At 60.3% G+C, this 26,609-nt stretch carries 22 protein-coding genes and 1 tRNA gene; 11 read left to right on the plus strand and 12 right to left on the minus strand.

The features are described from left to right. Position 1 precedes the first annotated feature (1 nt). The 3 genes from K420_RS0114560 to K420_RS19155 are packed head-to-tail and all read right to left on the minus strand — an operon-like array spanning position 2 to position 2,613. Positions 2-703: a vWA domain-containing protein gene (locus K420_RS0114560; protein ID WP_198293859.1), complete on the minus strand. Its 702-nt coding sequence runs from the start codon at positions 701-703 to the stop codon at positions 2-4. Positions 704-717: 14 nt separating this feature from the next. After that, complete coding sequence (locus K420_RS19150) at positions 718-1,725, minus strand: hypothetical protein (protein WP_198293860.1); 1,008 nt, start codon at positions 1,723-1,725, stop codon at positions 718-720. A gap of 33 nt (positions 1,726-1,758) precedes the next feature. Beyond that, positions 1,759-2,613: a hypothetical protein gene (locus K420_RS19155; RefSeq protein WP_051453158.1), complete on the minus strand. Its 855-nt coding sequence runs from the start codon at positions 2,611-2,613 to the stop codon at positions 1,759-1,761. Between the two features lie 134 nt (positions 2,614-2,747). Between K420_RS19155 and K420_RS20580 the strand changes: the two genes are divergently transcribed. Continuing rightward, positions 2,748-3,461: a hypothetical protein gene (locus K420_RS20580; RefSeq protein WP_157275110.1), complete on the plus strand. Its 714-nt coding sequence runs from the start codon at positions 2,748-2,750 to the stop codon at positions 3,459-3,461. Further along, positions 3,361-4,481, plus strand: a protein-coding gene (locus K420_RS0114585) for an IS3 family transposase (protein WP_088177879.1) whose coding sequence is annotated in 2 segments (ribosomal slippage) — positions 3,361-3,610 and positions 3,610-4,481 — 1,122 coding nt in all. Because the reading frame shifts where the segments join, the coding sequence is not laid out codon by codon here. The genes K420_RS20580 and K420_RS0114585 overlap by 101 nt, the downstream gene beginning before the upstream one ends. A gap of 90 nt (positions 4,482-4,571) precedes the next feature. Here K420_RS0114585 and K420_RS0114595 read toward each other — a convergent pair. The 5 genes from K420_RS0114595 to K420_RS20585 form a co-directional block, all read right to left on the minus strand. Beyond that, entirely contained in the window at positions 4,572-6,002 is a 1,431-nt protein-coding gene (locus K420_RS0114595; RefSeq protein WP_027458708.1) for a hypothetical protein, read from the minus strand. A 10-nt stretch (positions 6,003-6,012) separates the two neighbouring features. Beyond that, entirely contained in the window at positions 6,013-7,761 is a 1,749-nt protein-coding gene (locus K420_RS0114600) for a DEAD/DEAH box helicase (RefSeq protein ID WP_198293861.1), read from the minus strand. A gap of 114 nt (positions 7,762-7,875) precedes the next feature. Continuing rightward, positions 7,876-8,676 (minus strand): IS21-like element helper ATPase IstB, encoded by an 801-nt coding sequence (istB, locus tag K420_RS0114605; protein WP_456297580.1) that lies wholly within the window; start codon positions 8,674-8,676, stop codon positions 7,876-7,878. Beyond that, entirely contained in the window at positions 8,666-10,162 is a 1,497-nt protein-coding gene (istA, locus tag K420_RS0114610) for an IS21 family transposase (protein ID WP_157275146.1), read from the minus strand. Before istA ends, istB begins: the two co-directional genes overlap by 11 nt. A gap of 91 nt (positions 10,163-10,253) precedes the next feature. Continuing rightward, a complete protein-coding gene (locus K420_RS20585; RefSeq protein ID WP_157275111.1) occupies positions 10,254-10,415 on the minus strand; it encodes a hypothetical protein in 162 nt (53 codons plus the stop codon). An 845-nt stretch (positions 10,416-11,260) separates the two neighbouring features. Here K420_RS20585 and K420_RS0114625 point away from each other — a divergent pair. Next, positions 11,261-12,348, plus strand: a protein-coding gene (locus tag K420_RS0114625; RefSeq protein WP_198293780.1) for an IS3 family transposase whose coding sequence is annotated in 2 segments (ribosomal slippage) — positions 11,261-11,513 and positions 11,513-12,348 — 1,089 coding nt in all. Because the reading frame shifts where the segments join, the coding sequence is not laid out codon by codon here. Between the two features lie 50 nt (positions 12,349-12,398). Here K420_RS0114625 and K420_RS0114630 read toward each other — a convergent pair. Continuing rightward, complete coding sequence (locus K420_RS0114630) at positions 12,399-12,635, minus strand: helix-turn-helix transcriptional regulator (protein WP_332308172.1); 237 nt, start codon at positions 12,633-12,635, stop codon at positions 12,399-12,401. Positions 12,636-13,434: 799 nt separating this feature from the next. On the opposite strand from K420_RS0114630, the gene K420_RS0114635 reads away from it, so the two are divergent. Then, positions 13,435-13,509, plus strand: a tRNA-Thr gene (locus tag K420_RS0114635). Positions 13,510-13,570: 61 nt separating this feature from the next. Here K420_RS0114635 and K420_RS20590 read toward each other — a convergent pair. Then, on the minus strand, positions 13,571-13,771 hold the full coding sequence (locus K420_RS20590; protein ID WP_157275112.1) for a hypothetical protein: 201 nt from the start codon (positions 13,769-13,771) through the stop codon (positions 13,571-13,573). 155 nt (positions 13,772-13,926) lie between these two features. Here K420_RS20590 and modB point away from each other — a divergent pair, with 155 nt between their 5' ends. From modB to K420_RS0114675, 7 genes are all read left to right on the plus strand, one after another. After that, positions 13,927-14,601, plus strand: a complete 675-nt coding sequence (gene modB / locus K420_RS0114645) for a molybdate ABC transporter permease subunit (RefSeq protein WP_027458711.1) — start codon at positions 13,927-13,929, stop codon at positions 14,599-14,601. Next, positions 14,598-15,671 (plus strand): molybdenum ABC transporter ATP-binding protein, encoded by a 1,074-nt coding sequence (gene modC, locus K420_RS0114650; protein WP_027458712.1) that lies wholly within the window; start codon positions 14,598-14,600, stop codon positions 15,669-15,671. The genes modB and modC overlap by 4 nt, the downstream gene beginning before the upstream one ends. Before the next feature lie 185 nt (positions 15,672-15,856). Next, entirely contained in the window at positions 15,857-17,986 is a 2,130-nt protein-coding gene (locus K420_RS0114655; protein WP_027458713.1) for a TonB-dependent receptor plug domain-containing protein, read from the plus strand. Positions 17,987-17,993: 7 nt separating this feature from the next. Then, positions 17,994-18,536 carry a YfiR family protein gene (locus tag K420_RS0114660; RefSeq protein WP_051453159.1) on the plus strand — a complete coding sequence of 181 codons (543 nt, stop codon included), beginning with the start codon at positions 17,994-17,996 and terminating at the stop codon, positions 18,534-18,536. Then, a complete protein-coding gene (locus K420_RS0114665) occupies positions 18,533-21,268 on the plus strand; it encodes an ATP-binding protein (protein ID WP_027458715.1) in 2,736 nt (911 codons plus the stop codon). The genes K420_RS0114660 and K420_RS0114665 overlap by 4 nt, the downstream gene beginning before the upstream one ends. A 2-nt stretch (positions 21,269-21,270) precedes the next feature. After that, positions 21,271-23,394 (plus strand): two-component system response regulator, encoded by a 2,124-nt coding sequence (locus tag K420_RS0114670; protein WP_035854862.1) that lies wholly within the window; start codon positions 21,271-21,273, stop codon positions 23,392-23,394. Beyond that, the gene (locus K420_RS0114675) at positions 23,391-25,409 is read left to right on the plus strand and encodes a TonB-dependent receptor plug domain-containing protein (RefSeq protein WP_027458717.1); all 2,019 of its coding nucleotides are present in this window, start codon (positions 23,391-23,393) and stop codon (positions 25,407-25,409) included. Before K420_RS0114670 ends, K420_RS0114675 begins: the two co-directional genes overlap by 4 nt. A gap of 120 nt (positions 25,410-25,529) precedes the next feature. Here K420_RS0114675 and K420_RS0114680 read toward each other — a convergent pair whose 3' ends face one another. Together K420_RS0114680 and K420_RS0114685 are read right to left on the minus strand one after the other, a co-directional pair. Next, positions 25,530-26,201: an SIMPL domain-containing protein gene (locus tag K420_RS0114680; protein WP_027458718.1), complete on the minus strand. Its 672-nt coding sequence runs from the start codon at positions 26,199-26,201 to the stop codon at positions 25,530-25,532. Next, entirely contained in the window at positions 26,198-26,452 is a 255-nt protein-coding gene (locus K420_RS0114685) for a GlsB/YeaQ/YmgE family stress response membrane protein (RefSeq protein WP_027458719.1), read from the minus strand. The genes K420_RS0114680 and K420_RS0114685 overlap by 4 nt, the downstream gene beginning before the upstream one ends. Positions 26,453-26,609: the final 157 nt, after the last annotated feature.

Genomic DNA, 26,609 nt, shown 5'->3' on the forward strand with positions numbered 1-26,609 from the left:
GTTAGACACTCCCCCAGCTGTCCACGCTCGGAAGATGCACCGAGGCGTCGGACGAAGTGCTGGCCGAAACCCGCGCCATAGATGCCGACAGCCACTGGAACAACTCGCGGAATTTGAGTCCGTCAAGCGCCACTGCGGGCTTGCTGGAGAACTGCGATAGCACACTCAGATCGGCACCCTGCACCCCGATGGGCAGGCTGACCAGCTTGCGCTGGGCGGACAGCGCGCTGGCACGCTGTGCGGCATCTTGCCAGCCATAGTCCGGCGCCCCGTCGCTGATCAGCACCAACCACGGCTGGTAGTAGGGCACGCCAGCATCGCGGTAGGATTTCTTGCGCGCTTCCAGGTCGTCAAGGGCCATGCGTGTTGCTTGCCCGAGCGGAGTGCCTCCACTTGCATCGAGCGGGGAAAATCCCACAATCTGCTCGACACCGATGAACGACTGAATGCAGTCAGCCAAACCGCCAGCGGTATAGACCGCCAAATCCACCGACCAGCGCGCCAAGTCATCGCGTTTCACTTCGTCGATGAATAACTCGATGCCGGCGTTCAATTGCTCGATGGGCTGGCCGGACATGGAGCCGGAGGTATCCAGCACCAGCGCCACCGGGCAGCGCGGCGTAGGATTGTCGATGAGGTCATCGTGCGATTCGTTCATGGTCGTCTCCTTGGGCGTGTTCATGAAATTGGCAAAAGCAAACATGGTGTTCTCCTTGTTCAAGCCGCAATCGGCTGAGAAATGGACTGGGTGCCCCGGTATTCCTTGGTCTTGGGGTTGGCGGGCTTGATCTGGGTGTCGTGCCACCCCTTGCCAAGTTCGCGCTGGTAGAGCTTGAGGAAGTCGATCCACTCCGGGATGGACGTGCGCGCAGACGCATTCGGAGCGCCTTCCTTGAAGGTGCCGATGAGTTGCTCCTTCAACTTGAAGGGTAGATGACTCCAGATGTTGAACCACGGCCCCTTTGGGATACCGCCACCACCCTGGCCGTAGGGAAAGTAGCCCTTGCGGATGTTCTCCACGGGGCCGGCACCGCCGACCACGTCGTAGGGATGACGGCCGAGCATCAGTGCCTTGAAGAGTAGGATGGCCAATGAAAAGTACTCGCTTTCCAGTGTCCGGTTGACCTTGCCAAGCTCTTTGCCCTGTAACTCGGGAGCAAGCATGTCGGGGGCAGCCACCGGGCAGCGGAATGTCTTGCCCGCCGCGTTGACCTGCCAGCTGTCGCAATCGATCAGCGTGACCGTATCGCTATTCGGATCACACAGAAAGTTGGCCAGGTTGTAATCGCCGACCATCACGCCCGCCGTGTGCAGCTCCTGCAGTGTGCCGAGCAGACTCAGCAGATAGGCCACCACAGCCGGGCGATCAAGGTTAGGGAACTGCTCACGATAGGCCATGGCATGGGCGAGCACATTCATGCGCACTCCGGCAGCCTTACGCATGGCATAGCCACGCCACTGACCACGCTCATCGAACACAGAAAATCGCGGCCAAGCCAGACCCGGATGCTGCTTGAGGCTGACGAGCTTGGGATCGCTGCTCATGGCATCGATCTTGGCGCGCAGGGTGTCGGCCCGCTTTTGCAGCACTTGCGGGTGGTACAGTTTGACTACCACGCCCGGAAACCGGGGGACTGCATGGACAGCCGCTTCGCCGCCCTGGGCGAACGGAGTGTCGGACAACTGGACGGATTCTCCTGTGGCGCTGCGAACGGTGAGGCTCATAGTGGTTTCTCCTGTGTTGTGGCGATCGCTCGTTCAGTCGAAAATCCAGTCGAAGATTTCCGAGGCGACGTAGCCCACCCCGACGGCGACGGCAAGTGGTGCTCCGACTGTGACGGCAGTGGCTGCTATTCCGGTCATGCCAAGCGCAGAGACTGCGGCTACGGCACCAGCCCCTGTCGCTGTCGCAGCAGCCCCGGCAGCAGCGCCGCTGACACCACCCTTGGCGCCGGCCTTGACCACGGTGCCGGCTACTTCCACGGCATCCGCCCGACCGTCGATCAGGTCGATGCAGCCCTTCACGGCCGCGACGCCCCCGCCGATGATTGCTCCGGCGGCACCGCCCGCCTTGGCGGCCTGGCCCATGGCACTGCCGAGACTGCCGCTACCGGTGGCACCGGCGCGCTGGGCCAGCGACTGAGTGCTTTTCGACGACACGCCGGTACTGGTCATGCGTTTGGAGATGCCCGCCTTTTCGGCGGCTTTGTTGAATGCCTGTGCGCTTTCCTCGGAACCGACCAGTTGCGCGCTGCGATACTTGCCGTCGGCGCACTGCTTGACCAGCTTGTCGATACCCGCCTGACTGGTGACATCCTTGACCTGAAGGCGCTCAATTACCTTGCCGCCCTTGGTGGTCACCAGATCGACGGTACCGGCCGTGGTACTTTTGGTCAGTTCGGTGCTGGCGCCGTTCAGGGTGAGCAGGTTGCAGGCATTGCGCACATCCTTCACCAGAACCTCGTGGATGTGTCCCTTGAGGTGGGGGTTGCGGCCGGCGCGTTCCATTGCTCGTGCGATGACCGTGCCTTCGTAGGCTGTTTTGGAAACCACCGCGCTGTGGCCGGCATTGCTCTTGCCGATGATGATGCCGTTCGAATTGTTTTGTGCCATGATTCACTCCTTGCTTGGTTGGCAACACGGGATGTGCTGCTCGCTGGAACGAACTATGGGCGCAGAAAACAAAACGTTAGAGGAGACTTAGGGGAGATGAATGGGGATGCCAGCAGTCAGCGGATAACATTCCCGTGAAAAAAAACGAAATCAAGGCTGATCCAGCGACACTGCTTAGTGTCGTGCTTGCGATGCTCCCGCTACATGCGGAAGAGGGGCGGCAACGAGATAGCCTCCCCGAAGCTGAACTCGTTACAGCGCTTATTGCCCATGACAGCGCCACAGAGGAAACTGCCCTGTCGCTGGTCTTCACGTTACGACGCCAATTTGAAGCGTTGTCGCTGCTTGATCCGCTTGAGCTTCGGAGTGGCAAGTGGGCGTTTGTTTCATTTCCAGCATCCTTGCTGGGGCGTTCCTGGCTAATGACCCTAGCCACTCCCGGTCAAGTACTGCTGCCCACTGACTATTGGGAACAAGGGGATGGCCGTCCTCCCGAGATAAAAGAGGAGCAGCGTTCTCTGTTGCATCGGGTAGAACTCGGCCGATTAAAGTTCAACCCACAGGCCAAGACAATCAGAACGGTACATGTTGCATGGGCGTTTATTCGGTTGGGTAACAATTTTCTCCTGCACCATCGTGAGGACAAAAATCGTCCAGGCGAGAAATCATATGTATTGCCTGAGGTGCCCCCCGTAATCAGTGCCACCGGCAATTTAGTAAAGTCCGTTTTCGAGAAGGAGAATGGACTTGAAGAAGCGGTTTTCAGAAGAGCAGATCATCGGTTTTTTGCAGCAGGCGGAAGCCGGCGTGGCGATCAAGGAACTGTGCCGGCAACACGGCTTCAGTGACGCCTCGTTCTACAACTGGCGGGCGAAATTCGGCGGCATGTCAGTTCCGGATGCGAAGCGCCTGAAGGAACTGGAAGCCGAGAACGCCAAGCTCAAACGCCTACTGGCCGAATCGATCCTTGATGCCGAAGCTCTCAAAGCGGCCTTGGGCCGAAAGCGCTGAGCCCCCAGCAAAAGCGTGAGTCAGTCATGGTGATGCGGAAAGCGACAGCAATTTCCCAACGCCGTGCCTGCCAGCTGGTGGGTTTGTCACGCACGGTCCTGCATTACGTATCGAAGGCGCAGCCGGAGAACGAGCAGTTGCAAGCCAGGCTGGTCGAACTGGCCGGCGAGCGCCGCCGGCTCGGCTATCGCCGCTTGCATGCGCTGGTTCGGCGAGAGGGCGTTCGAGCCAATCACAAACGGATTTATCGGCTCTACAGTGATGCCGGTCTGTCAGTTCGGCGCCGCAAAAAGCGACATGGTGTGGCTGTTGAGCGGCAGGCACTGGAACGCCCTACCGAGCCCAACCAAGTTTGGTCGATGGATTTTGTCAGTGACGCGCTGGCCAATGGCCGCCGGATCAAGGTGCTGACCATCGTCGATGATTTCAGCAAGGAGGCCATCGATCTCGCGGTCGACTTCGGCATTTCAGGCCATTACGTTACGCGTGTTCTTGATCAGGCGGCTCGCTTCCGGGGCTACCCCAAGGCCATTCGAACTGACCAGGGACCAGAATTTACCGGCAAAGCGCTCGACCAGTGGGCCTGCCAGCATGGCGTTCAGCTCAAACTGATCCAGGCCGGGAAACCCACGCAGAACGCGTTCATCGAGAGCTTCAACGGACGCTTCCGAGATGAGTGCCTGAATGACTATTGGTTTACGAGCTTGCCACAGGCTCGTATCCTGATCGCCGCCTGGCGCCGGGACTACAACCAGCATCGGCCGCACAGCGCATTGAATTATCAAACCCCGGCAGAGTTCGCGGCCGAGCATCGGGCAACCACCTCTGCCCAGCCAGCCGCCGAAGAATGTCTTTAACGGTACAACCCAAGGACTTTTACTAAAACGCCCTTGGCACTAAAACCGGGGGCACCTCACTGGCGATTGGAAGCCAACTAATGCTGACACCTATACAACCCGTCCAATCTTGGAAATTAACCCGCAGTCATTCGGCTGTTCAAACCCCGAGGCCCCCTCAACATAAGACTTCAAAATCCGGCTGATGGAAGAAACCACGCCCTTCTCTGCACTGATGAACCCAACGGGGAAGCTGACGGGGTATGAGTCGCGAAGCGAGACGTGATACACGACCACTACGAATTCCCCTTCGAAATGCAGCACCTCAACACTGCCACCAAGGAACCCCTCAATGAGTCCGTGAACCTTGCTGGCGTTGGGTTCAAACTCCCTTTTCCACTGTTGTGCTGCCCTATGGTCATCGGGACCGCCGACGGGCAAATAGATGGTCGGCGAATAGAGCTTCTTATCCTTCGTACTCGCCTGCTCAAGAAGCTGACTGACTCTGACTTGCAGATTGCTGCTCATTCCCCAATACGGGTCGCTGGGCGCGACCCAAAGAAATGGGGTCTGTCCCATGTCGGTCTTGCTCTCCTGTCTTGACTTGATAACCGGAGCCAAGTAATTCTGGAGCAGTTTCCAATTTGCTGACGAGTAGATTGGTCCGATAAAGGTGGTTCTTTTCTTCTGGCTATTGGATTCAAGCTTTGCCAAGTCCTCGAAGAATTGAAGGCTCACGGAACTGCCCTTCGAGTCGAAGAGTTTCAGCGTGTCACCGTCCCCGATTTCGATCATGATTTTTGCAATCTCACCGAAATTGCTGGGTCGTGCCAGATGATCCAGTTCGAGAGAAATCTGCTCATGGACGTAATCTGAGCTTTTCAGTTTCTCAAAATCCTCTCGCTCGACATTTCGCCCTTCCTCGTCCACCTGGAAATGAACCGGCAGTCTGACGGGCATATGCTTAATCTTGTTCACCGAGTTCACGGTGTAGACGTTCGGCGAGTCCTTGTCGTCTTGGGTCAGTGCCTTGGAAAGGAACCCCTTCTGCAAGATTTCATGGAATTGACGCTGGAAATGCTTTCTTACGTGAGTCTGGCTGCAAGATGCATTCTCGTCGTCGACCTTGATTGGAATGCCCGCCTTCCACTTGTCCGAATATTTGTCTTTGCCAAGACAAGAGAAGGTTGCGAGGTCGAAAGACAAGCAAGCCGTACTGTCTCGAAGCAGCGACAAACGCGGAACCTCACCGAGTTCAGTGAAGTAGCTGCTCGATTTTTCCGTAAGAGTCAGGCGACCGTTTTCAGACAGAGTCAATTCATCCCGCTCCACGAGGTCATCAATCGCCTCTTGAACTTCCTTGCGCGAGAAGCCGAAGAAGGTTGCGACCTGCGACATGGACATTGGAGCAAGGTGGATAAGTCGGAGAACGAATTCCCGAACGAACGGCAGCCCTTTTTCAGTGATGTACGAGAAATGGATATTGAAGCGTTGCGCTGGCAACAGGAAGTCAATCTCGTGATAAATCGTCGTGTTTTCCATTGTCGTCACCTTAGCGTGTCTTCTTCGCGGACATGAACTTGTAGCCGGCACCCTCGCCCATATCGTTCATGTAGGAAACAACCTGTCCGAGAGGCTTGTCCTTGTTATGTGTCTTCCACATTTCCGCATTGCCAATGACCAACAGCCTGTCCATTGCTCGGGACATCGCCACGTTGATTCGATTGGGGGTACGCAGGAAGCCAGGACTCTTTTGTTTATCGGAACGCGTCAGGCTCAGGATGATGATTCGGTTCTCCTTGCCCTGATAGCTATCGACAGTGTCGATTTTCACCAATGCCTTGAACCCGTCGCTCCAGATACCCTGATTGAACTTCTGGCGAATCAGCCGCTTTTGTTCGGCATACATGCAGATGACACCGATCAGCGCATCATCCTTGTCGTTGAGATCTGAAAGGTCATTCAGGAATTGTCCGCTCTCAGAAATCTGCTTGAGCAGGTCAATGACCTGTTCTGCCTCACAACGGTTGTAAATACTGACGCCACGGTCGCTCTGGTGATTGGCATGTTCACCAAGCGATGATGTGTCTAGCCATGTCACGGTAGAGCGAAGCGGACTCGGAGCACCCGCATAGATATCGGGAATTGCCCGATTCCCATTATTTAATTTGCCGTCGTAGAAGGTATGGGAAACGAGATTGCCGATGGGAGGAGCCATCCGATACTGAGTTAACAGCGTGGCGCTCGCTTGCTTTCCATATCCCGAGTTGAAGGCACGCGCAAAGTCGCTTCGCAGCACCTCATCAAGCTCGGTGTGTTTGTCATTGATCCCAAGCCGGCGAGCCAAGGCAGATTTGTGAGCGTCGGAGTACAAAGGGGGCAGTTGCAAATGGTCGCCGACCAGAAGAACGCGTTTTGCAGACTGCATTGCAATTGCCAGTTCGCTCGCGATTGAACGAGCCGCCTCATCAATAATCACGAAATCGTAGATGTTGTCATGAATGCCAATGTGTCCTTGCCCAATGCCGACACAGGTACCTGTTACCAGTTGTCTTGAACGAGCATAAAACTCGTCGATATTGACCCTCTCAGCCGACAGTGCATCTTGGATGTCACGGGATATACGAGCCAACGCCCGAACCCTTTTGGCCTCATTTGGACGGACTCCATACTCGGAACAAATATTTGAGAGCAGGATGGATTTCGCTTCTGAAACGGAGCTTTCCTTCGAGAGCGTGATTCCATAGTCCGTGTGAAGTTTGGTTCGGATGCCTTCATCCAGTTCAACGGCGATCGGTTTCAGGGCTTTGATATCTCCCTCGTCGTCAACGTTTTCAAAGCTCTTGAGGAGAAATTCGAGATGGTCAATTTGCTTGAACAGCTTCAACTCTGCGTCAACGACCTTGGAGATGAATTCGGCGTCGAGACCTAGAGCATCCGACAGTGCCTCAACTCGATAGCGATATTCGGCATTGAACAACTCGCGCTTTTCTGCGGTGATGGCGTGGGAATAGACGTCTTTCAGGCCATGCGAAACCGCGCCTTCTCGGTTGCTGAATCTGACGACCTCAAGCGGAGTCCCCAACCTTCCACAGTGCTTTCTTATCCGTTCGGCAGCCGTATTGACCGCTTCGTGAGACTGGCTGACCAGCAGGATTCTTCGCACATTCAGTTTTTCAACGAGAAAGTGGACGAATGCTGCGATGAATTCCGTCTTTCCTGTACCTGGCTGTCGGCGCGCGTTTAAATTTGACCACCTGTGCGCGTTGAATTTTGACCAGGTGTGATAGCCGCCTGACATAGGTTGGCTTGTGGATAAGTGTAGCTCAGAACAACTGATTTCCGAGCCACGACGAATGCGTTGGGGAAGCCGTGGAGGACGAAGTCCGGAACGGATTTCCCAACGCGGCCCCGATCAGAACGGATCTGCTTCGGGTGGATTTCCCCGCTTGCTCTGCTCCCGTGCCTTGATCCTCGACTTGGCAGTGGCCGTGCTGTGCCGGAAGCGAAACGACTCGTTGCCCGTTTCCACGATATGGCAGTGATGCGTCAGCCGGTCGAGCAAGGCGGTGGTCATCTTGGCATCACCGAAGACGCTCGGCCATTCAGCGAAGGTCAGATTGGTCGTGATCATCACACTGGTGTGCTCGTAGAGCTTTGAGAGCAAGTGGAACAGCAAGGCGCCACCGGCCTGGCTGAACGGCAGGTAGCCCAACTCATCGAGAATGACCAGGTCCATACGCAGCAGCCCCAAGGCAATCCGCCCGGCTTTGCCGGCAGCCTTCTCCTGTTCCAGCGCATTGACCAGATCGACTGTCGAGAAGAAACGCACCCGTTTGCTGTGATGGGTGATGCCCGAGACACCCAGCGCCGTGGCCAGGTGCGTCTTGCCGGTGCCCGTACCGCCAATGAACACGACGTTCTGGGCTTCCTCGGCAAAGGAGAGGTCGGCCAGTTGCCGGATCAGCTTCTGATCCACTTTCGATTGCTCGAAGTCGAATCCGGCCAGATCACGATGTACCGGGAAGCGGGCCGCATGCATCTGATAGCCAATCGAACGCATCACGCGATCCGTATGCTCGGCTTGCAGTAGATGCTCGATCAGCCAGCGGGAGGCTTCGACACGGCTGCCACCGTTGGCTGTCAGTTCCTCCCACGCACCGGCCATGCCGTGCAGACGCAGTTCCTTGAACTCGCTCATCAGCTCACGCATGATCAGTCACCTCGGTACGCAAGCGGTCATAGCGGCCAGTATCGGCAATCGGCACTTCGCTGAGGGTGAGTGGCGTTTCCACCGGTGGCGGCATGGGACCCGACTTCAGGCGGTTGAGCATGTTCTCGATGTGCTCGGCACTGGGTAGGCCGGACTCCAGCACCAGATCGACGGCGACCAGCACCGCTTCCAGGTCAAACTGCGCAATCGCTGACAGCACTTTGGCCATCACCCGATCCCCACCTTCCCGGCGCAGGAGCAAGTTGCGTAATCGTTGCAACGGTTCCGGCATGTCGGCAAACGGCGCACCGTTTCTCAAGGCACCGGGCTTTCGTTCAATCAGCGGAATGTAGTGCTGCCAGTCGTAGAGGGTTTGCTGGCGACTGAAGTTGCGGGGATGACTGGCCACCCGAGTATCGTGCGCCACAATGTCGATCCGCTCTGGATAAAGACGCAGGCTGACGGCCTGGCCCACGAGTTCGCAAGGGACCGAGTAGCGGTTGCGATCCAGTGTCACCAGACAAGTGCTCGATACCTTGCCCAATGTTTCGACATAGCCATCGAACGGCGCCACCATCGGCATCAGGCTGGGTTGCTCGTGTTCGAGCATCTCGGCCACCGTCAGATCGGCGTACTCGGGATGACGCAATTCCTGCCACAGCCCCCGGCAGCGCTCGAGCAGCCAAACGTTCAGTTCGGTGAACGAACTGAACCGTTCCTTACCGGCATCCTGCCAGAGCCGCAGCCGACTATCCTGGACGTTCTTCTCGACAACGCCTTTCTCCCAGCCGCTGGCGACATTGCAGAAATCCGGATCAAACAGGTAGTGGGAGGCCATCGCCGAGAAGCGCGAATTGACGATGCGGGATTTGCCTTTCTGCACCTTATCGACGGCCGTCTTCATGTTGTCGTAGATGCCGCGTCGGGGAATGCCGCCCAAGGCAGCAAACGAGCGGGTGTGGGCATCAAACAGCATTTCGTGACCTTGCGTCGGGTAGGCTTGAACGACAAAGGCCCGACTGGCGCAGAGTTTCAGATGTGAGGCAAGTATCTTCCGCCAGACGCCGCCAATGACCAGATGCTCTTCGCTCCAGTCGAACTGGAAGGCTTCGCCCAACTCGAAGTGGAGCGGAACGAAGGCTTTACTGACGGCTGCACCGCCATCGGCCCGCCAGCGCCGGATGAACTCGGTGACCCGGCAGTAGGTGCCGGTGAATCCGGCAGCCTGCAATTCGCCAAAGAGTTTCAGCGCGGTACGCCGATCCCGTTTCGGGCGCCGGGCATCCGCCTCCAGTGCCTTGATCAGGCGCGCCGCATACGGGGCAATCTTGACGTTCGGGTTCTGCCGTTCGTACCTCGGCTCCGTCCCTTCCGGTGTCCGTAACCAACGTTTGACGGTGTTCCGGCTATACCCCGTCTTCCGCGAAATCTCGGACAGCGACAGGCCATCCCGATAAAACAACCGCCGAATCCTTCCCAGATCCTTCATGGTGATCATCTCCTAAAATCCTGCTCAAAAAATGAGCGGACGAGTTAATCACCCTGGTCAATTTTCAGCGCGCACAACCTCGCTTTTCTGGTCAGTTTTCAACGAGCGTCAACATTTGAAGCTGATCTCGAAGTGAACCGCCTCTTGCTTGGGACTTGTCATCAGCCTGGGTATCGGAGAACGCCGCCCCAATTATTTTGATCGCCTCAATCTCTTGTTCTTGAAGACCTCCGTCCCAAATTTCGATTTCCAAGTTGCTTCCTTTGTCTTTGTTTTCTGTGAATCTGCTTGATAGGCTGGCTGCTAATGCCGAACGAGTAAGTCTATCTCACATCAGTCACGGCATAACACGGAGTCCGCCTACCTAAGCTGGTTTACGTCCAATTTATGACGTATTTTGAATGTTTTGTGTAAAGCAGGCCGCGAGGAGTAAGTACGAGACATCGGCAGACTAAAATAGCCAAGATGAATTTTTGAGTCAGCCCTCCCTCCTACGCCAGAGACGATAAAGGACTTTGAACGCCTTTACCCGCTGACAGACCGGTAAGCAGTAAATTGCCGCCTGACTCTGGCCAGCACTCCACGGTCCGCTTCGGCCCAAATCCAGCCTTATATCAACGGCGATATCGTACTCATCCACCCAAGTGCTGGAGATTTCTATTCACCGCTGCCGGTGTTCGAATTCCCGAAATACCCGAATCGCGAATTCGCGTACCCCCGTACAACCTGAAGACGCGACGGCTTGAGTTTCCGCCGTAAAAGCCAATTAGCAACGCATCTCAGTAGGTGAAGCTGCATCTGTAACTTCCGAAAGTGTGATTATTGCATCCAATTCTCTGGTAACCCGCTTGGTAACCTATTCCATTACATGGCTCTGCTTATATAACCAGGCATATGCAACTAAAGCATTTTGCTTAGCCGTATGTGAAGCCGATTGCTACACAGATCCACGAACAGATTGTTCCTTAATCAGGCTGCCCCAAGGCCAGGATTCGGCACTAACCAAGTCACTAACTGACTTCCGCTAGCGGCTGGGTAATCCCCCCGGCCAATAAAGGCGGTCAGAGGTAGAATTTTCTCGTAAAGGGAGAGTTCTGCATGAAGAAGTCGAAGTTTTCGGACAGCCAGATCATCGAGGCGTTGAAGCGGGTCGAGGGTGGGCTATCGGTGCCGGAGTTGTGCCGGGAGTTGGGAATCAGCTCGGCGACGTTCTACAAATGGCGGGCGAAATACGGCGGCCTGGACGTGTCCATGATGGCCCGGATGAAGGAGTTGGAAGCCGAGAATGCGCGGCTCAAAAAGATGTACGCCGAGGAGCGCCTGAAGGCGGATATTCTGAAGGAGTACCTGGGAAAAAAGTAGGTCGGCCATCTCGCCGGCGTGAGATGGCCAAGGAAGTGGTGGCCGGAAAGCGAATTTCGATCCGCTTGGCCTGCGACATTTTCCAGGTGAGCGAGACCTGCTATCGGTATTCGGCCAAGAAGAATGCCGAGAATGAGGAAATCGCCGACTGGCTGATGCGGCTAACCGACAACCACCGCAACTGGGGATTTGGGCTGTGCTTCCTGTACCTGCGCAACGTGAAGGGCTTTGGTTGGAATCACAAGCGGGTGTATCGGATTTACCGGGAGTTGGAATTGAATCTGCGGATCAAGCCCAGGAAACGGCTGGTGCGGGAGAAACCGGAACCGCTGGCCGTGCCGACTGCCATCAACCAGGTGTGGTCTATGGATTTCATGCATGACCAGCTCGAAGACGGGCGCTGTTTCCGGTTGTTCAATGTGATCGATGACTTCAACCGGGAAGCCCTGGGCATCGAGATCGATTTCTCGCTGCCGGCCGAGAGGGTGATCCGTGCCCTGGAGCAGATCATCGAATGGCGGGGGAAACCAGCCGCCATTCGATGTGACAATGGCCCGGAGAACATCAGCGGCCTGGTGCAAAACTGGGCAGAAAAGCGGCAGATCAAGATGGATTACATCCAGCCGGGCAAGCCCCAGCAGAACGCCTACGTCGAGCGCTTCAACCGGACAGTGCGCTACGAGTGGCTATCGCAATATTGCTGGGCAGACCTCGATGAAGTCCAGCTCTTCGCCACCCAGTGGATGTACGACTACAATCACGACCGCCCAAACATGGCCTTGGGCGGCATCACGCCAAAACAGCGGCTGGCCATGGCCGCGTAGCTCTACTTCTGATCGCCCCTAATTCTGGGGGGATTACCCCACCAACCAAACTACCCCATCCGTTTAATCAATTCGCGGATATCCTCCACGCGCCATGCAGTCGTTCGGGGGCCCAATTTGACCGGAGCGGGGAACTTGCCCAATCTGATCCCCGCCCACCATGCGGATTTGCTAACCGGGATAACCGCTAGGACTTGGGGCAATCGTGCGTACCCCTCCAACGGAATTAGTGCTGTATTCAGAACGGTATTTTCCATGATTGTGCCTTCTTGGACGTTGTTAAACATGGCACAAGCTTAATGAAACAGAAAGTCAATAAAGTTTTAAATCCGTCAATTTCCGGCATCAAAACAATCACAAACCATTGACTTTTAAGAATAAATCATTAATCGAAATACTGCGTATCGGTGTCATCATTTGCCCTCTAAGGATCCCGAGATGGCAAAAGGTGCTAACTCCATCCCCTTCATCGGAAACAGCCGAGATCGCTGGACAGAGGCATACTGAACAACGGACATTGGCGATTGCTAGGTTTTTTAAGCAAGACGCCTGATAGTCATACACCTTTGTCCAGGACCAACTCAACTCAGCAGCCGCTATGTTGATGTTATAGCCGCAGTATTCCCACTTGAGCTGGACCCGTACACCTCTATATCGATTGAAGCCATAACGTCACTACAAAGGTGGCAAAACTCATCGCCTCGACCTAAGGAAAGACTCGATGCTCGCGTTGCGGCAACATGCTAAGTGCCTTATTGAGTTGCCGATAACGATGCCGAAGTAGTATCCAGAGAGTTAGCGATTGATAGCTTGAGTCAAACAAATTCTTGTAGCCAAGAATCCTCATCTCAGGCTTGGCTGGGCTAAATACTCTGCTTTTTCTTGTCTAGACGAATTTAACTGATACAATCCGCCCCGCTTTGAGTCGTGACCACCGATCACGATCTGAGGAAGAAAGCAGCATCAAGCCTCAAGCGCATTGCACCTGATGGTATATCTGATGGTATCGAAAAGATCGAACCGGATGAAACAACGTAACCACGGCCAACACAGCGGTTACTTTGACCCCGTCAGGAGCACCAGGTTGCCCATGTGGCTCAGTGGTAGAGCACTCCCTTGGTAAGGGAGAGGTCGGCAGTTCGATCCTGCCCATGGGCACCACCCGCTTACGGCCTTGCGGCCGAATCTCCGGTTTCCAGCTTGTCCCCGCCGGCAAGCCCTGTCAGGGCTTGGCGCCCTGCGGCATGCGCTGCTTCAGGGCAGCCAGGAATTCGCTGAAGCTGGTTTCCCGCACCGAAATGCAACTCAGCGTGTCGCGCAGGTTGAATGGGCCGTTGTCGCCCTGCCCGGCCATTGCCACACCCCGGCCAGTGCTGGCGTTAGCGGGTTGCGGGCGTAACGTCTGGGGATGGTTGGCTGACATGATCGTGCTCCTTGGTGACTCGACTGCAGTTTTACCCAGCCAGCGCAATTCTGCCGTGATGAAATTCACATGGAATCACACGCCGTGGCACCCGGCGTTTCGGAAAGTGGCCGCCCCTGTGTAAACTGCGCCCACCGCTCACCCGATCCCGGTCCATGGACAGTCCCGATCTCGCCGCCGTCTGGCTGACGCTGAAGCTTGCCACGGTGGTCACCCTGTTGCTGCTCATCGTCGGCACGCCCCTCGCCTGGTGGCTGGCCCGCACGCGTTCGGCTTTCAAGGGGGCCGTGGGTGCGGTCGTCGCCTTGCCGCTGGTCTTGCCGCCGACCGTCCTCGGCTTCTACCTGCTCATCACCATGGGGCCGAACGGGCCGATCGGGCAACTGACCCAGGCGCTCGGCCTCGGCCTGCTGCCTTTCACCTTTCCCGGCCTGGTCATCGCGTCGGTCATCTATTCGCTGCCTTTTGTCGTGCAGCCCATCCAGAACGCCTTCGAGGCGATTGGCGACGGACCACTGGAGGTCGCCGCCACGCTGCGCGCCAGCCCGTGGGACAGCTTCTGGTCGGTTGCCGTGCCGCTGGCCAGGCCCGGTTTCCTGTCCGGCGCCATCCTCGGCTTCGCCCATACGGTGGGCGAATTCGGCATCGTGCTGATGATCGGCGGCAACATTCCGGAGAAGACGCGCGTCGTCTCGGTACAGATCTACGACCATGTCGAGGCGCTGGAATATACCCAGGCCCACTGGCTGGCCGGCGGCATGGTGCTGTTCAGCTTCGTCGTGCTGATGGCGCTGTACACCTTCAACCCGGCACGGAAGAAAACGCCATGAGCGGCCAAATCGAAGCCCGCTTCCGTCTCGACCGCGGTGACTTCCGGCTCGATGTCGACCTGGCGCTGCCCGGTCACGGTGTCAGTGCGCTGTTTGGCCACTCCGGCTCGGGCAAGACGACCTGCCTGCGCGCCATGGCCGGCTTGCTGCGCACGCCGGGCGGCTATGTCGCGCTGAACGGCGAGATCTGGCAGGACGAAGCGCGCGGGCTATTTCTGCCGACCCACCGGCGCGCCCTCGGCATGGTGTTCCAGGATGCCGGGTTGTTCCCCCATCTGTCGGTACGCGGCAACATGGAGTTCGGGCAGCGGCGGGCCGCCGCCGGATCGGTCGCCCTGGGCGACATCGCCGAGCTGCTCGGCATCGCTCATCTGCTCGACCGACGACCGGCGCAACTGTCGGGTGGGGAGCGGCAGCGCGTCGCCATCGCCCGCGCCCTGCTCACCGCGCCGCGCGTGCTGCTGATGGACGAACCGCTGGCAGCGCTCGATCTCAAGCGCAAGCTGGAAATCCTGCCCTATCTCGAAAACCTGCATCGGGAACTGGACATTCCGGTCATCTACGTCAGTCACGCGCCGGACGAAGTGGCCCGCCTGGCCGATCATCTCGTCCTGCTCGATGCCGGCCGGGTCGTCGCCAGCGGCCCGCTCAACAGCGTGCTCAGCCGCACCGACCTGTCGGCCGTCTTCGCCGACGATGCCGGGGTTGTGCTCGAAACCCGCGTCGCCGAGCATGAAGCAGACGACCTGACGCGGCTCGAGTTTCCTGGCGGGACGATCTATGTGTCGCGGCGCCCGGAGGCGGTCGGTACCCGCCTGCGTTGCCGCATCCACGCCCGGGACGTCAGCCTGGCATTGGTTCCGGCCAGTCAGTCGAGCATCCTGAACTGCGTGGCGGCCACGGTGGTCGATCTTGCCCCGACCGAGACGCCCGGCCACATGCTCGTCCGCCTCGCCGTCGGCAGCGACCCGATGCTCGCCCGCATCACCCGGCGCTCAGCCGAAAAACTCGGCATCCGCCCTGGCCTTGCGCTGCGTGCCCAGATCAAGTCGGTCGCCTTGCTCGCCTGAGCAAGCAGCCACCTCGCGCCAGCCGCCACGGCCGGGGAGTGCGCACATCCTCACGAATTTTCCAGTGAATTTGTCACTTTAGTCATAGTTTTGCTTGCATTGCCGCCGGCTGATGACGACAATAGCTGACACGTCCAGAAAATATGAAAAAAGCGATCTTTGGCAGCGCAATCCTGAAACGAAGCATGAAGTCCGCGATATTTCTCTCCGCCCTCGCTGCTTTCTGGACAGCCAACAGCCAGGCAGCCCCCCCGTCCATCGAGGACCTCGGCCTCGAGGATCTGGTCAAGACCGACATCACCTCGGTCTCGCGCAAGAGCCAGAGCCTGGCCGACGTGGCGGCGGCGGCCTTCGTCATTTCGTCGGAGGATATCCGGCGTTCCGGAGCCCAGGCGCTGCCCGACGTGCTGCGGATGGCGCCCGGCATCGAGGTGGCGCAGATCGACAGCGGCCGCTATGCCGTTTCGGCACGTGGCTTCAACGGCCGTTTCGCCAACAAGCTGCTGGTGCTGGTCGATGGCCGCAGCATCTATCACCCGCTGTTCTCCGGCGTCATGTGGGAGCTCGATCCGGCGCCGCTCGACGACATCGAGCGCATCGAGATCATCCGCGGAGCCGGCGCCGTGATGTGGGGTGCCAATGCGGTCAATGGCGTGATCAACATCATTACCCGCCACAGCCGCAGCCAGGCTGGCGGGGCGATCAACGTCGGGGCGGGAACGCAGGGAGCCGGCAATGTCTACGCCCGCCTCGGCCGGGCCGACCAATCCGGCTCGAGCTGGAAGCTGTCTGCCCAGGGGCGGCACAAGGAACCCTCGAAGCAATATGCCAACCGCCAGGATTCAGACGACCGGCTGAGCAATGCCGTCGTCGATTTTCGCTTCGACCGTGACCTGAACGCCGGCCGCGACCTGAGCGTCTGGGCCAACGCCTCGCTTTCGACGCTCGACGACCTGTGGATGATCAACCCGCAATTCCGGACCGTGACCATTCCGGGTCTCGGCCCGACTGCGGTCTTCGCCGGCATCACCCCGATCAGGCTGCGCCAGACGACGGAAAGCCAGAGCCTGGTCGGCCGCTATCGCTGGCTGAGCGATAGCGGCGTCGAGTCCTCGGTGCAGCTATCGGCCAACCGCTCTAGCATCGATATCGACCACGTCATCAAGGAAGAGCGCACCACCTTCGATGTGGACTACCAGTCCCGCTACTCCTTCGCCGCTCACGACCTGTTGTGGGGCTTCTCCCACCGCAGTTCATCGGACGACATCACCGTGCCGGGCACGGCAACCGATTATCTCGGCATCGATCGAACCGCCTACACCCAGCGCAACTCCGGCATCTTCCTGCACGACGACTGGACACTCCTGCCGGAGACCCTCAAGCTCGGACTCGGCATCCGCTGGGATCATGCCAGCCGCAACGGCAGCTACATATCACCCAATGCCACGCTATTGTGGACGCCGTCGCGCAGCGACTCGATCTGGTTCAAGTACGCCGAGGCTCCACGCACGATGGCCCGCGCCGAGCAGGACATCTCGGTCTTTTCGAGCGTCAACGTGACCAACTCCGGTGGTCTCAGCATCCCGACCTTCATTTTTGCCTTGCCGGGCAGCCGGGCCGGTTTGCGGGCAGAACGGACGCAAGGCGTCGAGATTGGCTACCGCAAACAGTTCTCGCCCGCGTTGAGCGGGGACATCAGTCTCTACCGCTACCGCTACACCGACCTGCGCGGCGGCTCCCTGGGCAGCCTCTACAGCTGCTCGCCAGCCTTTCCCGGCTATGTGGCGGGCGCCTGTCCGGCAGCACTCCAGGGCAAGGCTGCCTATTACGCGACAAGCCAGGTGGCCAATGAACTGGCCGGCTGGAGCAATGGCGCCGAGCTTTCCATCGACTGGCTGGCCACCCCCGACTGGCGCCTGCAGTTGTCGTACAGCTGGAGCCAGCTGGACATGAACGAGTACAGCAACACGGCCCAGCAAAACATGGCCCGCTTCCAAGAAAAGTCCACGCCCCGCCACTATGGCTCGCTGCGCTCGCAATGGAATATCGATACCCGGCAACAACTCGATCTCTGGCTGCGCACATCGGGCGGTTTCGAGCGCTACAACGCGCCCTACACCACGTCCATCCGCGTCCCCGGCTATGTGACGATCGACCTGCGCTACGCCTACCGTTTCGACCGCAATCTCGAAGTCGCCCTGATCGGGCGCAACCTGATCGGTGCCCGCCGCTTCGAGTACATTTCCGACTACATCTCCAGCGTCGCCACCGAACTGGCGCCGTCGCTGATGCTGACCACCCGCTGGGCGTTCTGAGCAAAGCATGGCCCGCCCACTGCTTCGACGCCTCGTCCATCGCCTGGCACTGGCCATCTGCCTGGCACTGGCGATACCGTCGACCTTCGGCGAAGTGACCTCGGAGTCGCAACTGAAGGCGGCCTACCTGGTCAATTTCCTGAAATATGTCGAATGGCCGGCCAGCCGCAGCACCATCAATATCTGCCTGTTCGGCCGCGACAGCCTCGGCCCCTACCTCGCCGGCTACGAGGGTCGCCAGATCGCCGGCCGCGAACTGCGTATCCGCAAGGTTAGCAGCCCGGAACAACTGACCGACTGCCAGGAACTGTTCATCCCGGAAACCGAGGAAGCCCGCGTCGGCGCGGTGCTGCGCTGGGTGGACCGGCAGCCGATCCTGACGGTCAGCGATGTCGAAACCTTCACCCGTGACGGCGGTGCCATCGCGCTGATCCGCACCGACAGCCGCCTGCAGTTCGACGTCAATCACGAGGCGATCGGCCGGGCCGGCCTGAAAGCCAGTTCACAAATGCTGCGCCTGGCGCGGCAGATCGTCGGAGGCAGCCGATGAAACGCGACCTGCCCATCCGCCGCCGCCTGGCCCTGATCATTGCCGTCTCGCTCGGCATCAGCCTGCTGCTCACCTCGCTGTTCTTCGCCGCCCGCCAGATCGACCACCGACGCAGCGCCAAGCTGACCGAACTGCGCTCGATGGCCGAGGTCATCGCCTTCAACGCAACGGCCGTCGTCGAGTTCCAGGACCGGCCGGCCGCCGAACACCTGTTCGCACCGCTCGGCTTGTATCCGGACATCGTCGCTGCCGACATGAGCAACAGCGATGGCAGCTTCTCTTATCCCTACCAGCAGCCGGGTGCCCAGCCGCCCGCGGCCGAACATCGCCAGCCGAGGCTGGCCAATGGCCACCGGCAGATCGCCGACTGGCGGCACGTCACGACCATTGTCCCGATCGTGATGAACGGGAGGCGGGTCGGCTCCGTGGCCTTGACCGCCAGCCTGCAGCGCGTCTGGGGCGACGTTGCCGTCGAGTTCGCAACGATGACGGTGGCCGCCATCGCCGCCTTCCTCATTGCGCTACTCATCGCCCACCGCATGCAGCGCTCGCTGCTCGCCGCCCTCGGCTCGCTGACCGATACGGCCAACCGCGTCGCCAGCACCAAGAATTACAGCGAACGGGCGCACAAGCACTCGAATGACGAGATCGGCCAACTTGCCGACGCCTTCAATACGATGCTGATCGAGATCGCCGACCGGGACGTGGAACTGGCCCGGCATCGGGAGCACCTCGAGGAGGAAGTCGCCCGCCGCACCGCGGAACTGTTGCTCGCCAAGGAAGCCGCCGAAGGCGCCAACCGGGCGAAGAGCGCCTTCCTGGCCAACATGAGCCACGAAATCCGCACGCCGATGAACGGCATCATCGGCGTCGCCGACCTGCTGGCTGCCAGCCGCCTGACGCCCCAGCAGCAAAGCCAGCTGGCCACCCTGCGCGGCTCGGCCGACTCGTTACTCTTCCTGCTCAACGACATTCTCGACTTCTCGCGCATCGAGGCCGGCGGCCTGCAACTGGAAAAGCTGCCCTTCAATTTCCGTGATGTGATCGGCCAGGTCGCCCAGTCCTTCGCCCCGGCGGCTCGCAAGAAGGGGCTGGCCCTGTGGTTCGACATCGATCCATCGCTACCCGAGCACATCCTCGGCGACAAGTACCGGCTGGGCCAGATCATCAACAACCTGGTCAACAACGCCGTCAAATTCACGAACAGCGGCAGCATCCGCATTTCCTGCCACCCCGCAACGGCAGCCGATGGACGGGAGTATCTGCAGATACTGGTCCGCGATACGGGCATCGGCATCAGCGACGAGGCCCTGCACGACATCTTTTCCCCCTTCCGCCAGGCCGACAACAGCATGAGCCGGCGCTTCGGCGGCAGCGGCCTCGGCCTGGCCATCGTCCATGACCTGGTGCACCTGATGGGCGGCGAGATCAAGGTGGACAGCACGCTCGGCAAGGGGTCGCGCTTTACCATCGCCTTGCCGATGACCCATGGCACCGGACTCAATCGCCGCCTGCCGGAATGGATGCCGCAACTGCGTGGCCGGCGCGTCGTGGTTGCCTGCAACGATGCAGCACGCCGCCAGCACTGGTTGAACCTGCTGCGCTGGGCGGGCATCGAAGCCACTTCCGGCATCGGCAACGCCAAACCTGCCGGCTTCATGGCCGATGCCCTCCTGGTCGAGGATGACACCGATTTCCGCAACATCCTGGAACTGCGCGACACCTGGCCGGATGCGCCGGTGTTGATGGTGCTCGGCGTAGGCAGCCCGGAAGGCCAGGCCCAGCCCATGCCTGAATGGGTCGAGGGCGAATTGCATGAACCCTTCGGCGACCTTGCGCTGTGGACAGAACTGGCCCAGGTCTGGGACCTGGCCGAGGAGGACGAAGCAAGGGCCGAGGAAGGCGGCACCCTGCATTTCGGCGCCCGCGTGCTGATGGTCGAGGACAACGAAACCAATCGCCTGATCCTCGAACAGATCCTGACTGCCCTGGGCTGCAGCGTCAGCCAGGCCACCAACGGCCAGGAAGCGCTGGACATCCTGAACCGGCAGGCCTTCGACCTGGTGCTGATGGACGTCCAGATGCCGGTGATGGACGGCCTCACCGCAGCCAGTCTGATTCGCCAACGCGAGATGGCGCAGGGCCTGCCGCGCCGGCCGATCATCGCCCTGACGGCCAATGCGCTGACCGGCGACCGCGAAATGTGCCTGCAAGCCGGCATGGACGACTATGTTCCCAAGCCGGTCACCATCGGCAGCCTGAGCACGGCCATGCTGCGCTGGCTGCCGGCCAGCCGCATCGTCGCCGGAGAGGGCGAGAGCGAACAGCCCCCCGGCCACACTCCGCAGCCGGCCCCCGCCCTGCCCGCCGTGCCCACCTTCGATTTCCGCGACCTGCGCACCAGCCTGGGCAAAGCGGCGGACAGCGTGATTCCGAACATCGTCAACTCCTACCTGCGCGAGGGCAAGGCGCATGTCACTGTGCTGGCCACCATTGGCGAGGATTTCGACCTCGAACGCATCACCCGCATCGTGCATAACCTGAAGAGCTCGAGCGCCGCACTCGGCCTCAAGGACTTCGCAGAACGCTGCAAGGCCGCCGAAACAGCGGCCCGGGCGGCACAGAAGGACAAGGTCAGGGAACTGGCGCCGGGCATCGTCGCCGGCTTCGAAGTCGTCCGCCAGGCGGCGGAAGACATGCTGGCCGAACTGACACAAGGCGGAGGTCGGTGAGCATGGATAACCACAAGCCACGCATCCTGGTCGTCGATGACGAGCCCGTCATGCGGACGATTACCGAATCGGTGCTCGCACAGCACGAATTCGAGGTCAGCACGACGGAGTCGGCCGAGCAGGCCATCCTGATGATCAGCGAGGGCTTCGTGCCCGATCTGCTGCTGCTCGACGTGCTGATGCCCGGCATGAACGGTTTCGAGGCCTGTCGCATCCTCCGCCGGCGACACCGGCTGGAGCATCTGCCGATCATCATGCTCACCGCGCTTGATGACCAGGACTCGATCGACGAGGCCTACCGCTGCGGCGCCACCGACTTCATCACCAAGCCGCTCAACATCCCGCTGCTGCCGCATCGCATCCGCTACCTGCTGCGCTCGTCGCTCGCCGTGCGCGAGCTGTACGACAGCCAGATCACGCTGATCAACACACAGCAGATCGCCCGCCTCGGCAACTGGCGGATGGATACGAAGGGCAACATCGTCCGCGCCTCGCGGGAATACCTCGACATCATCGGCGCCAGCCAGTTGCCGGTGCCGGAACAGCGCCTGATGCTGCGCGTACATCGCGAAGACCGCACGGTGCTGCTTCGCCAGCGTGCCGAAATGCGCATGGGGCGCTCTTACCAGATCGACTACCGGCTACGTAGCGCGACCGACGACCGTGTCTGGCTCCACGTCCATGAGCGCGGCTTCCCGCGTTTCGACGAGCGGCAGCAGTATGTCGGGGCCGAGGGGTTCACGCAGGACATCACCGAGCGCGTTGCCCAGGAGGAGCGGATACGCCACCTCGCCTGGCATGACCCGGTCAGCGGCCTGAGCAACCGTACCCGCCTGATCGAGCTGCTCGAGCGTGAAATCGGTGAGGATACCGACGGCCACCGCCTGTCGATCGCTTTCATTCACCTGGCCAACCTGCGCGAAGTGCAGACCGTGCTCGGCCAGGAAATCGCCGATGCGGCCATCCGGGCGCTCTCCCGCCGGCTCAAGGGCATGCTCGAAGAGCACGACGGCAGTTGCGTGACGGAAGCGGAGTGCCTGCAGGATGTGAAACTCGGGCGTTACGACGAACATGCCTTCGTCGCCACCCTGCCCGGCCGGATGAGCCGGGAGCAGGTGGATTGCTTCGCCCGGCGACTGGTCGAGAACCTCTGCCGGCCATTGATGCTGCAGGGTGAGGAAGTGCTGATCCGGCCGTTCGTCGGTATCGCCACTTACCCGGAACATGCCGACGACATCCCGGACCTGATGCGCCGGGCCATGCTGGTGGCGCTGCAGGCATCGGCCAGTGGCGGGTCGAGCGTGGCCTATTTCGACCCGCAGCACGACCGCGCGGCAAGCCAGCGCATGATGCTGGAGCGCAGCCTGCGTACGGCCCTTGAGCAGGGCGGCCAGTTGCAACCCTATTTCCAGCCCAAGCTGTGTGCCCGCACCGGCCGGCTGGCCGGGGCGGAAGTCCTGCTTCGCTGGCTGCACCCGGAGATGGGCATGGTATCGCCCGCCCAGTTCATCCCGCTGGCCGAGGAAGTCGGGCTGATCCACCCGATCAGCGAATGGCTGATTGCCCACGTTTTCGACCTGCTCGCCGACTGGCGGGCCTGGGGGCTGAATCCTGGGCGGGTCAGCATCAACCTGTCGGCCGACAGCCTGTTCGAACACGCGCTGATCCCGTTCTTCGACGAGCAACTGGCGCGCACCGGCCTGCCGACCGAGATGCTCGCCGTCGAGCTGACCGAAAGCGTGCTGATGCAGAACGCCGATGTGGCACAAAACGTCATCGCCCAACTGCGCCAGCGCGGCATCCATGTCTCGCTCGACGATTTTGGCACCGGCTTCTCGTCGCTCGGCTACCTGAACCGCTTCAACATCGACGAGATCAAGATCGACCGCTCCTTCGTCATCGACCTCGAAGGCGACACGCGTGAACGGGCCCTGGTCGAGGCGATCATCACCCTCGGCCATGCGCTGGGCCTGAGCGTGGTGGCCGAGGGGGTCGAAACCGAAACCCAGGCTGCCCTGCTGCGCGACATCGGCTGCGATGTCTTCCAGGGCTACCTGTTCGCCCGCCCGATGCCGGCAGCGGACTTCATCGAATTCGTAACCGGCCGGGAGGCCGCGTCAACATGAGCCGAAATACCCGCCCCCGCCTGCACTGGCTGATCGCCGCCGGGCTCTGGCTGGCCGCCGCACCGGCCCAGGCGCTGGACGCCATCGACATGTCGCTGGAAGACCTGCTGCAGGTCAGCATTGTTTCGGCACCGAAATTCACCGAGAACCCAGATCAGATCCCGTCCGTCGTGTCGATCATCAGCGCTGCCGACATCCGGCTCTACGGCTGGCGCACACTGGGCGCCGCACTGCGCAGCCTGCAGGGTTTCAACGTCACCGACGACCACACCTATGCCTATGGCGGTGTGCGCGGCATCTCGCAGCCCGGCGACTACCGGCCGCGCCAGCAGATCCTGATCGACGGGCAATCGATGAACGACAACATCTACGCCAGCGCCCCGGTCGACTCGGCCTTCCCGCTCGATCTCGGGCTGATCGAGCGCATCGAGGTCATCCGCGGCCCGAGTGCGGCGATCTACGGCGGCGATGCAATGTTCGGCGTGATCAACGTCGTCACCCGCAGCGGCACCAGCGTCGGCCGCGTAGCCAGCCTCAAACTGGGCAGCGGCGCCGACCGCCGCCTGCGTTTGAGCTGGGGCGGCCAGGTCGGCGGAGCCGATGTGCTGGTTTCGGCCACCGGCTTCGGTGTGCATGGCCGCACGCTGTCGGTCGACGACGTCAATGGGGATGGCAGTCGGCGCGACCTGCATCGCGTCGGTGGCGAGGACGGCGGGCAGTTGTTCGCCAAGGTGCGCGGCAGCGACTGGAGCTTTTCGCTGATCCACAGCAAGCGTGAGCGCATCGTGCCGACCGCCAGCTATGACACCATCGCCGATGACCACGGCCATGCCGAAACCGATACCTACACCCTGCTCAACCTGGGCAAAGAATGGAAGCTGAATGCTGCCAACACGCTGCACCAGCGCCTCTACCTGGGTGATTACCGCTACGACGGGGTCTTTCCCTACGACTACTCCGCTGATCCGGCCATCGCCGACCCGCGCCTGATGAACGTCGACCTGGCGAAGGGCAGTTGGTGGGGTATCGAGAACCGGCTGGTCAATACCCGATGGAACGGCCAGCGCATCACCTTGGGAATCGAATACAAGTCGAACTGGCGGCAGAACCAGCGCAATAGCGACCGGGGCTATGGCTGCGTCTCGACCAGCGGCGTGAGCAGCGACCCCTGCCTGAACGATCAGCGCAGCAGCCAGCAGGTATCCGTGATGGCGCAGGATGAAATCCAGATCGGCTCCGCCACCCTGCTCACCATCGGCGCCAGCTACGACCATGTCAGCCAGTTTGGTTCGTTCTGGAGCCCGCGCCTCGGGGTGACGCACGATGCCGGCCAGGCCGGGATTTTCAAACTGCTGTACGGTACCGCCTTCCGGGTCCCCTCGGTTTACGAGCGTTACTACACCTCACCGTCCTTCAGCTACGGCAATCCCGCGCTGGTACCTGAAAAGATGCGCTCGCTGGAAATGGCCTGGGAAAAACGCTTCACCCAGCAATCGCGCCTGACGGCCAGCGTTTACCACTTCCACATCGCACGGATGGTGACCACCGACGAGAATGGCACGACCGTCAATGACGGCTCAAAGGTCGAGGCCACCGGCCTCGAACTCGAATACGAGCAGCGCTGGAACAACGGCAGCCGCCTGCGTACCGGCTACAGCATCCAGCATGCAGCCGACGCAACGCGCCGCTTCGACAATTCGCCGCGCCACATGGTCAAGGCCAACCTCGGCCTGCCGACCGGCATTCCCCACCTGATGGCCGGCCTGGAAAGCCAGTGGATCAGCGCCCGCACGGCCGACTACGGTACGCAGAAAGTACCGTCCTACCTGCTGGCCAACCTCAACCTGCTCTACACCCCGGCCGGCCAGCCGTGGGAAATCGCGCTCGGCATCTACAACCTGTTCGACCGCCACTACACCGACCCGGTCGCCACCGACGAAATCCTCGGCGCCCGCCGCTGGCAAATGCCGCAATTCGGGCGCAGCGCCATGCTGCGCACCACGCTGCACTTCTGATCGATCAAGGGCTTTTCACCGCGAAGACGCCTGGGGGCGCAGAGGAATGACATAGAACCTGATCGGGTTTTGTCTTTCTCTGCGAATCTCTGCGCCTTCGCGCCTTTGCGGTAAGGCCTTTCAGTCGTCCAGTTCGATCTGCCCGGTGACGTTAGTGGTGATCGTGCTTTCGCCGGCCTCGATCGGGGCCGGGGCGGCTTCGGCGGCGAGCATGGTGGCGCGGGTGCCGCGCATGATCGGCACCGGACCACCGCCGCCCTGGTTGATATTCATCTGCTTGATCTTCCAGCCCTTGCCCAGTTGCTCGGCCACCACCGCTGCCCGGTTACGGAAGGCGTGGATGGCGTCGCGCATGGCTTCGTCCTCGGCCTGGCGGCGCGTTTCAGGCGACGGCATCTGGACGATGTCGCCCACCGCCAGGCGCATCTGCTGCAGGCGGCCGAGCAGTTCGGACACGGCGCCGAAATCCTTCGACTCGATCAGCAGCTCGCTACGCATGCGCCAACCGTCGATCTTGCGGGACTGGGTATAGATCGGATAGGTCGACTGGTTGCCGGTCTTCACCGTGACCTCCTTCTTCTCGCGGATGGCCTTGAGCGCCTCGGCAACCGTGCCATTGACCTGGCGTGCCAGGTCGGCCGGGTTGCTGCCGCTGGCTTCGCTGAAGACGCGGGCCCGCACCATGTCGTTGGTGGCCGGGCGGCTGGCTTCGGCCGACAGATCGACCAGTGCGCCGGCCTGAGCGGTGCAGGCCAGAGCAGCCAGCAGCGGAGCGAGCAAGTTCTTGTTCATACGCCCCCCTTGTCGCGCAGGCGGCCATAGACGACGAGCAGCACGATGGCGACGACGACCGAGGCGATGAAGCCGGCACCTTCGCCCGCCTGATACCAGCCCATGGCCTGGCCGATGATGCCGGCAAGGAAGGAGCCGAGCATGCCGAGCACGACGGTGGCGATGAAACCCATGTTGTCCTTGCCGGGATGCAGGAACTTGGCGACGACGCCGATCACGAAGCCGACCACGATGGTCCAGACGATACCCATGAAGTACCTCCCTCTTGAGTGGCGCGAGCGCGCCGGTTGAGACAACTCAGGTTAACGCTACGCTGTTTCAGCGGTTGTCGGCAAACGGTAAAGAATTGTTATCCCAGATTGTTCATTAGGGCACGGGATGCTGGCGAGGCGGCTTGCGAGCAGATTG

Source organism: Dechloromonas agitata is5 (genome assembly GCF_000519045.1).
In the GTDB taxonomy this organism is placed as follows: domain Bacteria; phylum Pseudomonadota; class Gammaproteobacteria; order Burkholderiales; family Rhodocyclaceae; genus Azonexus; species Azonexus agitatus.

Excerpts from the sequence above, each read along its gene's own strand:
- K420_RS0114655 (WP_027458713.1), top strand. The coding sequence starts at position 15,857 with ATGAAGTCCGCGATATTTCTCTCCGCCCTCGCTGCTTTCTGGACAGCC.
- K420_RS0114675 (WP_027458717.1), top strand. The coding sequence starts at position 23,391 with ATGAGCCGAAATACCCGCCCCCGCCTGCACTGGCTGATCGCCGCCGGG.
- K420_RS19150 (WP_198293860.1), bottom strand. The coding sequence starts at position 1,725 with ATGAGCCTCACCGTTCGCAGCGCCACAGGAGAATCCGTCCAGTTGTCC.
- K420_RS0114560 (WP_198293859.1), bottom strand. The coding sequence starts at position 703 with ATGTTTGCTTTTGCCAATTTCATGAACACGCCCAAGGAGACGACCATG.
- modB (WP_027458711.1), top strand. The coding sequence starts at position 13,927 with ATGGACAGTCCCGATCTCGCCGCCGTCTGGCTGACGCTGAAGCTTGCC.
- K420_RS0114680 (WP_027458718.1), bottom strand. The coding sequence starts at position 26,201 with ATGAACAAGAACTTGCTCGCTCCGCTGCTGGCTGCTCTGGCCTGCACC.
- modC (WP_027458712.1), top strand. The coding sequence starts at position 14,598 with ATGAGCGGCCAAATCGAAGCCCGCTTCCGTCTCGACCGCGGTGACTTC.
- K420_RS0114630 (WP_332308172.1), bottom strand. The coding sequence starts at position 12,635 with ATGTTTAACAACGTCCAAGAAGGCACAATCATGGAAAATACCGTTCTG.
- K420_RS0114600 (WP_198293861.1), bottom strand. The coding sequence starts at position 7,761 with ATGTCAGGCGGCTATCACACCTGGTCAAAATTCAACGCGCACAGGTGG.
- istA (WP_157275146.1), bottom strand. The coding sequence starts at position 10,162 with ATGAAGGATCTGGGAAGGATTCGGCGGTTGTTTTATCGGGATGGCCTG.
- K420_RS20590 (WP_157275112.1), bottom strand. The coding sequence starts at position 13,771 with ATGTCAGCCAACCATCCCCAGACGTTACGCCCGCAACCCGCTAACGCC.
- K420_RS0114665 (WP_027458715.1), top strand. The coding sequence starts at position 18,533 with ATGAAACGCGACCTGCCCATCCGCCGCCGCCTGGCCCTGATCATTGCC.
- K420_RS0114595 (WP_027458708.1), bottom strand. The coding sequence starts at position 6,002 with ATGGAAAACACGACGATTTATCACGAGATTGACTTCCTGTTGCCAGCG.
- K420_RS0114685 (WP_027458719.1), bottom strand. The coding sequence starts at position 26,452 with ATGGGTATCGTCTGGACCATCGTGGTCGGCTTCGTGATCGGCGTCGTC.
- K420_RS0114660 (WP_051453159.1), top strand. The coding sequence starts at position 17,994 with ATGGCCCGCCCACTGCTTCGACGCCTCGTCCATCGCCTGGCACTGGCC.
- K420_RS0114670 (WP_035854862.1), top strand. The coding sequence starts at position 21,271 with ATGGATAACCACAAGCCACGCATCCTGGTCGTCGATGACGAGCCCGTC.
- K420_RS19155 (WP_051453158.1), bottom strand. The coding sequence starts at position 2,613 with ATGGCACAAAACAATTCGAACGGCATCATCATCGGCAAGAGCAATGCC.